This is a genomic window from Mesorhizobium sp. WSM4829 (assembly GCF_055811475.1).
Map to the genome: position 1 here is coordinate 166,470 of NZ_JBVVQJ010000011.1, position 10,665 is coordinate 177,134.

The 10,665-nt window shown below is 62.4% G+C and carries 8 protein-coding genes; all 8 read right to left on the minus strand.

Annotated elements, in window-relative coordinates; all coding sequences use genetic code 11:
* Positions 1-207 precede the first annotated feature (207 nt).
* Genes AC0L17_RS13730 through AC0L17_RS13765 form a run of 8 tightly spaced genes read right to left on the minus strand, consistent with a single transcriptional unit; the run spans position 208 to position 10,512 of the window.
* Entirely contained in the window at positions 208-1,854 is a 1,647-nt protein-coding gene (locus AC0L17_RS13730) for a GMC family oxidoreductase (protein ID WP_473516207.1), read from the minus strand.
* Positions 1,851-3,365: an FGGY-family carbohydrate kinase gene (locus AC0L17_RS13735; protein WP_473516208.1), complete on the minus strand. Its 1,515-nt coding sequence runs from the start codon at positions 3,363-3,365 to the stop codon at positions 1,851-1,853. The genes AC0L17_RS13730 and AC0L17_RS13735 overlap by 4 nt, the downstream gene beginning before the upstream one ends.
* A gap of 25 nt (positions 3,366-3,390) precedes the next feature.
* Positions 3,391-4,233, minus strand: coding sequence for a class I fructose-bisphosphate aldolase (locus AC0L17_RS13740; protein WP_473516209.1), 843 nt, complete (start codon positions 4,231-4,233; stop codon positions 3,391-3,393).
* Positions 4,206-5,942, minus strand: a complete 1,737-nt coding sequence (locus AC0L17_RS13745) for a glycerol-3-phosphate dehydrogenase/oxidase (protein WP_473516210.1) — start codon at positions 5,940-5,942, stop codon at positions 4,206-4,208. Before AC0L17_RS13745 ends, AC0L17_RS13740 begins: the two co-directional genes overlap by 28 nt.
* 18 nt (positions 5,943-5,960) lie before the next feature.
* Positions 5,961-6,956, minus strand: coding sequence for an aldo/keto reductase (locus AC0L17_RS13750; protein ID WP_473516211.1), 996 nt, complete (start codon positions 6,954-6,956; stop codon positions 5,961-5,963).
* Positions 6,953-7,933, minus strand: a complete 981-nt coding sequence (locus AC0L17_RS13755) for a sugar-binding transcriptional regulator (RefSeq protein ID WP_473516212.1) — start codon at positions 7,931-7,933, stop codon at positions 6,953-6,955. Before AC0L17_RS13755 ends, AC0L17_RS13750 begins: the two co-directional genes overlap by 4 nt.
* Before the next feature lie 28 nt (positions 7,934-7,961).
* Positions 7,962-8,951 carry an ABC transporter permease gene (locus tag AC0L17_RS13760; RefSeq protein ID WP_473516213.1) on the minus strand — a complete coding sequence of 330 codons (990 nt, stop codon included), beginning with the start codon at positions 8,949-8,951 and terminating at the stop codon, positions 7,962-7,964.
* Between the two features lie 19 nt (positions 8,952-8,970).
* Entirely contained in the window at positions 8,971-10,512 is a 1,542-nt protein-coding gene (locus AC0L17_RS13765) for a sugar ABC transporter ATP-binding protein (RefSeq protein ID WP_473516228.1), read from the minus strand.
* Positions 10,513-10,665: the final 153 nt, after the last annotated feature.

The following is a 10,665-nucleotide window of genomic DNA, read 5'->3' on the forward strand; positions in this document are numbered from 1 at the left end:
ATAGTCACATTCACTGTGCAAAATATATGACAATTATCGACCGTCTTCAAGTCCCGGAAGCCGATGGCATCTCCAACCGAGCAGTGTGCCGCCACGGGCCGTCCGATGTATCCACGTGACGTGCTGCTTCGAAGCACTCTTGTCCTACGTCTGTCGAACACATCGATTCGGCGGGACGCTGAGAATCGCATGCACTGCTCATTCGTTTCAGTTTAGCTCAGACGCGCCGAGAACATTTCTCGTGGTTGCGTCCTGCAAAACCATTGCCGATGCCTTCTCCGCGATCATGACCACTGGAGAGTTGGTGTTGCCGGAAACGATCGTCGGCATGATCGAAGCATCGACGACGCGCAGGCCAGAAATGCCGTGCACCCGCAGCCGGCCGTCGACCACCGCCATCGAATCCGCGCCCATCTTGCAGGTGCCGACCGGGTGGAAAATCGTCGTGCCGATATCGCCGGCCTTGCGGACGAGATCTTCGTCGCTTTCATAATGTGCGCCGGGCAGCATTTCCTCAGGCGCGTAACGGGCAATGGCGCGTGCCTTCATCAAGCGGCGGACGTGGCGGAGCGATGCCACAGCCACGGTCCTATCTCCCTCGGTAGACAAATAGTTTGGCCGGATCTTCGGAGCCGCCTGCGGATCGGACGCCTCCATGTGGACGGTGCCGCGGCTTTCCGGTCTGAGATTGCAGACCGAAACCGTGACCGCGGGGAAGCGATGCAGCGGCTCGCCCAGCCGGTCAGTGCTCAACGGCTGGACATGGTATTCGAGATCGGGCGTCTCCAGGCGTGGGTCGCTCCTGGCGAAGATACCAAGCTGGCTCGGCGCCATCGACAGCGGTCCGCTGCGACGGATAGCGTATTCGATGCCCATGGCCGCGCGGCTGAACAGATTGTGGTAGCGCTGGTTTAGCGTCGAGGCGTTGGCGACCTTGAAGACTGTGCGGATCTGCAGATGATCCTGCAAGTTCTCGCCGACGCCTTCCAGCGCGTGGCGAACCGGGATTCCTGCTGCGCCAAGCACGGCAGGTCGGCCGACGCCGGAAAGCTCGAGCAGCTTCGGCGAATTGATCGCGCCGGCGGCAAGGATCGTCTCGCCTGCCCGCGCACGATGCAGTTGGCCGCCCATGCGAAAGACAACGCCGGTGACGCAAGCTCCGTCGAAATCCAGTATCTCGGTTTCGGCGCCGGTGACGACGCGCAAATTCGGCCGTCGCAGCGCGCTGCGCAGGAACGCCTTAGAGGTATTCCAGCGCACGCCTTTCCTCTGGTTGACCTCGAAATAGCCCGACCCTTCGTTGGTCCCGCCGTTGAAATCCTCGGTCCGGGGGATGCCGAGTTCCTCGGCAGCATCGCGGAAGGCATCCAGGATTGGCCACGACAGGCGCTGGCGCTCGACGCGCCATTCGCCACCGGCGCCGTGAAGGTCGTTGGCGCCACCAAAATGGTCCTCGGACTTGCGGAAATACGGAAGCACGTCATCCCAGCCCCAACCGAGATTCCCGGCTTGCCGCCAGCCATCATAGTCGGCCGCCTGGCCACGCATGTAGATCATGCCGTTGATCGACGAGCAGCCGCCCAGAAGCTTGCCGCGCGGATAGTTGAGCGCACGACCGTTCAGCCCGGGCTCCGGCTCGGTCTTCATCAGCCAATCGGTGCGCGGGTTGCCCATGCAGTAGAGATAGCCGATGGGAATGTTGACCCAGTGATAGCGATCGCTGCCGCCGGCTTCCAGAAGCAGCACGCGCATGGCTGGATTGGCCGACAGTCTGTTGGCCAGCACGCAGCCGGCTGAACCCGCGCCGACGATGATGAAGTCGTATCGTCCAAAATCTGCAGCGCTCTGTGTCAATTGGCCGTCCGTTCGTTTGCCATCCTGTCCCATAGCGGGCCCATGGCCTGGTTGATCTCGCCATACAGACGATAGCGCTGCTCATAGACCGGTGCGATCGCGCTGTTGGGCTGGTAGCAGCGGTCGGGCGCGGTCATCGCGGCGGCGCCCGCAGAGAAATCGACAAACAAGCCGACGCCTGTCCCGGCTGCAATTGCAGCTCCCAGCGCACCTGTCTCGCGGCTGCGCGCCACGGTCACCGGCACGTCAAGCACATCGGCGAATATCTGCGGCCAGACGGCGCTGCGCGAGCCGCCGCCCGAAAGAACCGCCTGGCTGACAATGGCTCCCGCTCGACGCAGCGTCTCGACATGGCGCCGGTGCTCGAAGACGACGCCCTCGAACAGTGCGCGCAGCATATGCGCCCGCGTGTGCCAGCCGGCGATGCCGTAGAAACCGGCACGCGCCTTGCCGTTCTGCTGCGAGCCGTAAAGGAATGGGTGGTAGATCGGCATGTCTCCCGCGGGATCGACGGAAGCAACAAGCTCGCTGCAGATCTCGAATGGCGATGCGCCTGCCGGCGGCGCATGCTCGAAGAACTCACGCACGATCCATTCGAGATTTGCGGCCGAAGTGGCGCTCGATTCGATGGCGAGGTAGCGCACCGGATCGAACGTCGACAGCATGAAGATCGACGGATCGCGGATCGGCTCCTGGGTGATAACCTGGTTGATGCTCCAGGTGCCGGCAATGATCGAGGCGCCGCCGGTGCTGGTGACGCCCGAACCGATGGCGCTGGCGACGACGTCGAACAGGCCGGCCACCACAGGCGTGCCCGCAAGAAGGCCGGTGGCAGCGGCGACATCGCGCGTGACATGGCCGGCGATGTCGGAAGCCTCCAGCACGTCCGGCAGCAGTTCCATGCAATCGTCGAGACCGTAGGCGGCCAGCAACTCAGGCTCGTAGCGTCGATCAGGCATGTGCAAAAGCCCGCAGCCAGACATATCCGAGGTCTCGGTCGAGCGCGCGCCGGTAAGGCGGTTGACGATAAAATCCTTGCACAGGAAGACGGTGCCTATTTTGGCAAAAAGTGTCGGATCGTGGCGCTTGAGCCACGCCAGCAGAGTCGGTGTCTGCGCCGCCCAGGGCCGTTGCAGGCAGTGGACATAGGTCCGGTCGCCAACGCCTGTGGCCGCCCATTCGCTGACGATGCCGACGCCGCGGGTGTCGAGCGATTGGATACCGAGCAGCGGGTCGCCGCCGCGGTCCAGCGCGTAGAGCCCGTTGCCGTGGCCGGCGCAGCCGATCACCGCGATATCGTGGGGGTCGATGCCCGACTTGTCGAGGCACTGGCGGATGACCTCGACGGCGTTGCGCCACAATTCGCCGAGGTCGCGCTCGACATGCCCGGGTTTTGGCATGCAGGAGCGGCCGTCGCGAGTGACAAGCGCCAGCTCGCGACCTGCGGTGTCGAAGATGATGGCCTTGATGACGGTATTGCCCGCATCAAGACCAAGGATGTATCGCTGCATTGAAGCTCCTCCCAAGCTGCAAAGATTATTGTTGCTGGTAGAGCGCCCAGGCGGCCGCACCGTCGGCATTCTCATGGATGATCGCCATCAGTCCCCTCACGACGGCGCGAGGGTTGGAATGCTGGTATATGTTGCGGCCATAGACCATGCCTGCCGCGCCTTGTGCCATCAGCGCCGCCGACTTGTCGAAGACTGCGCGCAAATCCTCCCTGCCCCCACCGCGCACAAGGACAGGACAGCGTGCCGCCGCCACCACCCGGTGGAAGTCGTTCGGATCGGTCGTCGGATCCGCCTTGATGATGTCGGCGCCCATCTCGCTGGCGAGCCGGGTCAGGGTGACGATCTTTTCGGGGTCGCCGTCGACCATATAGCCTCCGCGCTCCGAATTGGGCAGCATTGCCAGCGGCTCGATCATCAGCGGCAAGCCATATCTTTCACAGTCGGCGCGAACCCTGGCAATGTTGTGGACGCATTGCCGAAACAGGTCCGGCTCGTCGGGCAGCATGAACAGATTGACGACCACGCAGGCCGCGTCCATCTCCAGCGCGCCGATCAGCGGCTCGGCTTCGTTCTGCAGGATGGCCCACATCGAGCGATGGCGGGTTTTGTTGTATGGATTGCCCATGTCTATGCGCATGACCAATGCCGGCTTGTCCTTGCCAGGCAGGGACTGCAGCAGATCGGCCTGGCCATAATTCATCTGAATGGCGTCCGGCCCCGCGGCGATCAGCTGGCCGACGACGCCGGCCATATCCTCGAGCCCTTCCAGGAACGACGGCTCGTTGCATACGCCATGGTCGATTGCGACGTCGAGACAGCGCGCCCCGCCGAACAGCCGGTTCATGCGGACTTTCTTGTTGATGCGCATTCGGCGCTCCTTCCTTGGTCTCTTTGCGATAGCTGGTCGAGATCGACGCCGTGCTGGCGCTGCAGCAGGGCGAGGAAATCGGTGCGCTCGAATGCCTTGCGCGCAGCGTCCCAGCTCTTTTCGACTGCGAGAATATCGAGAACCGCATCGAGAAGGTCGCAAGAGAGTACACCGGTGATGGCGATTGTCGTGCGGCGGAGCAGCAGGTCCTCCAACTGCTCGACATATTCATTGGCGATGAGATACTGAATCTCCCGGACCGAGTAGTCGCTGCCAGGCAAGAGCTTGTCCTGTCCCGCTGCCAAAAAAGCGGCGACGGCATCCGCCACGGTGCCGTAGCGCGCGAACAGGCTGCGCATGCGGTCAAGCGACAGGCCATGCGCCGCCACGCGTTCTGCGCACCATTTTTCGGGGGCCATGGGAAAATGCCGGCCGCCGCCGATCGGCATGTTTTCGGTGCCGACGATGCGCTGTCGGCACAATCGCTCGAGCACGATATCCGCTGCCAGTTCGCCGAACGAACGGAAAGTTGTCCATTTCCCGCCGATCATGCACAGCGTCGGCGGCACTATACCGGCGCCCTCGATGAGCTCGCAGAAATGATCGCGGGGAATGCGCCCGGTAAAACTGTCCCGGCTTATCGGTAGCGGCCTCACCCCGGTGAACTGAAAGACGATGTCGCTATCAGTGATCTCGATCCCGGGAAACACGAAGGACACGGACTGCCGGATGTATTGCCGCTCGTCGTCCTCGCAGCGCGCCTGGTCGGGATCGTCGGCACGGATATCCGTCGAGCCGACCAGCACATTGCCGAGATAGGGGAACAGGATGCAGATCCGGCCGTCCTCGTTCTCGTAATAGATCATGTGGCCGTCGAGCGCGTCGTGAAGCTCGCGATTATCGACGATCAGATGCGATCCTTTGGTGCCACCCATAAATTTCGGCGCAACGGCTCCGATAGCCGAATTGGTCAGGTCGATCCAGCCGCCTGTGGCGTTGACGACGAGCCGCGGCTTCACGGCAACTGTTTCGCCAGACAGTCCGTCGTTAAGCGCAAGGCCCGCGTCACCGAGCGATACGCGTGCATAGTTGAGCGCTCGAGCCGATGGCTTTTCGTTCATGGTGTCGCGCAGCATCTCGGTACCCAGCCGCTCGGGGTGGCTGACCCAGGCGTCATAGTATGTCGCCGAATTGCGGATAGCAGGATTGATTGCAGGCCAGACCTTGAGTGTTTCAGCACGGCTCCTGAACTTGTGCGTCGGGACGATACGCCGTGCGGCGGTGAAGAAGTCATACATCGCCAGGCCGGTCTTGATGACCAATGCGCCACGCCGACCCGGACGACGGCTTAGCCCAAGGAAGCGGAATGCGCCATTTGCGATGCCTGAGAACAGGTCGAAGATAGGCACTGTGGTTGGCAGTGGCGCAACGCAATGCGGAGCGTTCTTCAATAGCCGATCGCGTTCGAGCAGAGATTCGCGGACCAGCTTGAACTCGCCGTTTTCAAGGTAGCGCAAGCCGCCATGAACCATGCGCGAGAGGGCTGCGCTGGCGCCGGAGCAATAATCGCCCTTTTCGGCGAGCAGGACATCGACGCCCTGCAAAGCGAGTTCGCGAAACACGCTGATGCCGTTGATGCCGCCGCCTATCACGAGGACGTCAACATCGGGGTTCCCGCGCAAGCCGGCGATCGTCTGGATGCGATTCATCTCAGGACGCGCTTTCGATCACGCGTCTATCGCTACGAGATGCCCGGCCACCGCCGCATCGATGGCCCCCAGTTCCGCCGCGCTCAGCAAGATCTCCCCTGCCCTGGCGTTGTCGAGCGCCTGCGTCGCGTTTCGCGCTCCACACAACGCGAAGGTTATGCCGGGTTGCGCCAGCGTCCAGGCGATGACGATCTGCGCCATGCTTGCCTGGTGGATCTCAGCGACCGGGGTCAGGGCATGTTTCAACGCGGCTACCTTGCGCCGGTTAGCCTGAGAGAAGCGTGGATTGTCCTTGCGCTGGTCGTCGCCGCTGAACTCGCGCGCCGGATCGATGGCGCCCGAGAGCAGGCCGAGTGCAAGCGACGAGTAACTGAGTGCTGCAACTTGGTGCTGGCGCGCGATCGGCAGCAATGTCTGCTCGATGTCGCGATCCAGCATCGAATATCTTTCCTGGATCGCGTCGAGCTGGCCAGCGGCGACATACTGCTGCAGCTCGGCAGCATTGAGATTGCTGGCGCCGATGGCGCGGATCTTGCCAGCGGATTTGAGGCGTTCGAGCGCTTCCATTGTTTCGGCAATGGGTGTCGTCGGGTCCTGCCAGTGGGTGATGTAGAGATCGATATAGTCGGTGCCGAGCCGCCGCAGGCTCTGTTCCACTTCATTAGCGATGCCGTCGGCGCCCAGATATCGGTTCACCGGCGTTCCATCCTGGTCGAAGAAGTGGTTGCCCTTTTTCGAATGCCAGTTGAGGCCGCATTTGCTGGCGATGACCGCGCGGTCGCGCCGGCCCTTGATGGCCTTGCCGACGATCTCTTCGCTGCGGCCAAGACCGTAAGCCGGCGCGGTGTCGATCAGCGAAACGCCGGCATCGAAGGACGCCTGGATGGCGGCGATCGATTCGGCTTCATCCGTGCCACCCCACATCCAGCCGCCGATGGCCCAGGTGCCTAGGCCCACCGCCGAAGCTACAACGCCGGACTTGCCGATTGAGCGGGTGATTTGTCGAGTATTCATGCAGCATTTCCTTCGGCGAGCTCGAGGATCTTCAAGCCGGTGGTTTCGTCGGTGACGAGAGTGTCGAGGTGAGAGCCGCGCATGGCACTGAGGATCGGGACCACCTTGCTGGCGCCGCTTGCGACCCCGATCGACTGCGGAATGGTCGCGAATTCCTCGAGCGTCAGCGAGACCAGTGAGCGGTTGAGGCTGTAGTCGGCGAGCTTGCCGTCGCCGTCTATGAGATGAGCGAGCAGTTCGCCCGCCGCGCCCGAGCGCTCGATGGCCAGCCGGTCGGCGCTCGAGGACGGGTGCAGATCGTAGTAGCTCGAATCGTCAGCCAGGATGGAGCCGATGCCGACGACCGCAAGCGTTGCTTCGCGCGCCTTGTTGAAGACGTCCGAAACCGCCCGGACGCCCATCAGCATGTCACGTTGGGCCGGGCTGTCGGCAAACAGCGGCGCGTGAATCTGATAGGCGCGGCCGCCGAGCTTGTCGGCCATCAGAGACGCGACATGATTGACGTCGGTGTAATGCTTGCCCTGGACCAGGCCGGTCGCGGGAACAACCTCGACGTCGTAGCTGCGGCTCGGCTTGAGGCCGGCGACGACGGCACTCACCCCCTTGCCCCCGGTGATGGAAATCGTGTCGCCGTCCTTGATCGTCTCGAGCACCAGCCTGGCTGCGGCCTCACCGACACGCTGAAGCGCAGTCTGCGGATTGTCCGAAACGGAGGGGACGACGACGGCCCTTTGGAGTCCACCTATTGCAACAAGTCGCGCCTCGATGTCGATCAGTTGCTCGATCGGCGACTTGATCTTGATCTCGACAAGCCCGAGTTGATGACCGCGTTTGATGAGGCGGTTGACGGTCGCATGCGAGATGCCGAGCTCCTTGGCGATTTCCGCCTGCGTCTTGGCTTCCATGTAATGAAGCACAAGCGCCTGATACATCTGGCGGACGATCGTGACGTCGTCCCGCGAATTGGGTGGTGACATGATGGATGCTCAACTCTTGCGCTGCTGCTCAGGATTTCCTGCGGTGCAGGAAATGGTCGATCGATACCGCCGCGAGCAGGATGCATCCCTTGATCATGTCCTGCCAATAGACGGAAACGTCGAGCAGGATCAGCGAGCTTGTGACGACCGAGAGCAGCGCCATGCCCAGTATGGCGCCGAAGATGGTGCCCGAGCCGCCATTGAGCGATGCTCCGCCGATCACGGCGGCGGCGATGATGTTGAGCTCCATGCCAGCGCCGAAGGTCGGGGTCGCAGCACCAAAGCGTGACATATAGATGACGCCGGCAAAGCCCGCGAGGGTGGAGCAGAGAACCGTGATCCAGAATTTGACGTGCTTGGTCTTGATGCCCGAAAATTGGGCCGCCTTCTCGTTGCTGCCGGTATAGAAGACCTTGCGGAAGGCCGTGGCACGCCGAAGCAGAAAATCGAAGATGGCCACGACCACGACAAAGATGACGATGACATAAGGCACATTGCCGAAGCTGCCCTGGCCGATCGCCTTGAACCCGGGCGGCAGGGTGAACAGCGACAGCGGGGTTCCCTTGGTGATGACAAGGCAGAGACCGCGCACGATCACCATCGCCGCCAGCGATGTGATGAAGTGATTGAGCCCGATAACGGTCACGAAGAAGCCCATCACCGCGCCGATCAACGCGCTGGCGCCTATGCCGATGAGGCTCGCGGTCCACGGGTCCAGACCCATCAGGAAGAGAGCGCCTGACACGACCATGGAGAAGCAGACCACCGACCCGACGGAAAGGTCGATGCCGCCGACTATGAGGAGTATCGTCATGCCGACCACGACGATGCCTTCAATGGAGAAGCTCATTAGCATGGCGCGGAAATTTCCCCAGGTCAGGAAATGCGGCGAAGCGAATGTCATGGCGATGCACAGCGCCAGCATGATTGCGATCAGCCCTGCCTCGCGCATCGACCCAAGACGCAGCCAGTTGCGCCCGCCAAGCCCGGGGGCGCTCGCCTTGATTTCAGCGTCCATGAGGGTTCCTCCGGTCTGTCTAAGCGACATTCTGAACCTGCCTTGCGTTTGATCGTTGCTGCCGGAGACCCGAAGCCAACAGCATGATTGCCTCTTCGGTCAATTCGTCAGCCCCCAGTTCGCCGACGATGGCACCTTCGTGTATGACAAGCACCCGGTCGCTCAGTCCGATCAATTCCGGAAGCTCGGATGAAATCACGATGACGCCGACGCCCCGCTCGGCGAGATCGCGCAGCAGGCGATGAATTTCCACTTTGGCGCCGACATCGACCCCGCGTGTGGGTTCGTCCAGAATGACCACTTTGGGGCCGACCGACAGAAGCCTGGCGATGGCGACTTTCTGCTGGTTGCCACCGCTGAGCGTCGACACCTGTGTCTCGATGCCGCCCATGCGCACACCGTGGCGCACGACCAGGTCGGTGGCTTGCTTTGCCTCGGCGCGGCGATCGAGCAGCCCAAGCGGCGTGGTCAGCTTCCGAAGGTCGAGCGCGGAGATATTGGATGCAACCGACAGGTCGAGGAACAGGCCCGACGCCTTGCGGTCCTCCGAGAGGTAGACGAGGCCTGCGCGCACCGCATCGCTGTAGGTCCTGATGCTGACCGGCTCGCCATTGAGTTCGACCGATCCCGACACTTTCGGGCGCAAGCCGCAAACGGTCTGGACCATCTCGCTGCGACCGGCGCCAATCAACCCGCCAACGCCAAGAATTTCGCCTGCTCGAAGCGTGAAACCGACGCCAGCGGAACCCTGTCGATAGGAGAGATTTTCGACCGACAGCACAGGGCGGTCCGTACGCCGTTCAGGCGAGAGCTTTTGCGGATAGAGCTGCGTGATTTCGCGCCCGACCATCTTGCGCACGACATCATTGGGAGTGACCGAAGCGATGGAATCGGTCGCTACGTATCTGCCGTCACGAAACACCGTGACGCGGTCGCACAGGCTGAAGATCTCCGCCATGCGATGGCTGATGTAGATGATTGAAATTCCGCGCGCCTTGAGATCGCGGACGATTGCGAAAAGGCGCTGCGCCTCGGTCTCTGTCAGCGCGGCCGTCGGCTCGTCGAGCATTAGCACCCGGCATTCGAGCGTCAGCGCCTTGGCGATTTCCACAAGTTGCTGGTTGGAAATAGAAAGATCGGCGACTGGCGTCTCGACCGGGATCGGTGCCAGCAGGTCCATTATCTTCTGCGCATCGGCGTAGAGCCGGCGAAAATTCATCAGCGGCGCGCGCCGATTGTTGACGGCCGCCATGAGGATATTCTCGGCCACCGTGGCATCCTGGCAGAGCGCGATTTCCTGATGGACGAGGCCTATGCCAAGCCGCTGCGCGGCGGATGGCGATGTGATGGTGACGTTCTTGCCTTCGAGACGAATGGCGCCTTCGTCGGGCTGCACAATGCCGGCGATGATATTCATCAGCGTGGACTTTCCCGCACCGTTCTCGCCGCACAGCGCATGAATTTCGCCGCGCTGCAGCGTGAAATCGACCCCGGTCAGCGCTTTGATGGCGCCGAACGATTTCGAGATGTCGCGGATTTCAAGAATGGCGGCGGCAGTCACTCCGTCCCCCTTCAGCGTTGAAATTGATGATATGGCCCGGGGTCGAGGGGGGGGGGGGGGCCCCCCCCCCCCCCCCCCGCCGGCGCGGGGGGGGGACGCCGCGGGGCCGAGTACAACAAGACCAGAGGGGCGCCCCCCCGGGGGGGTGGGGGG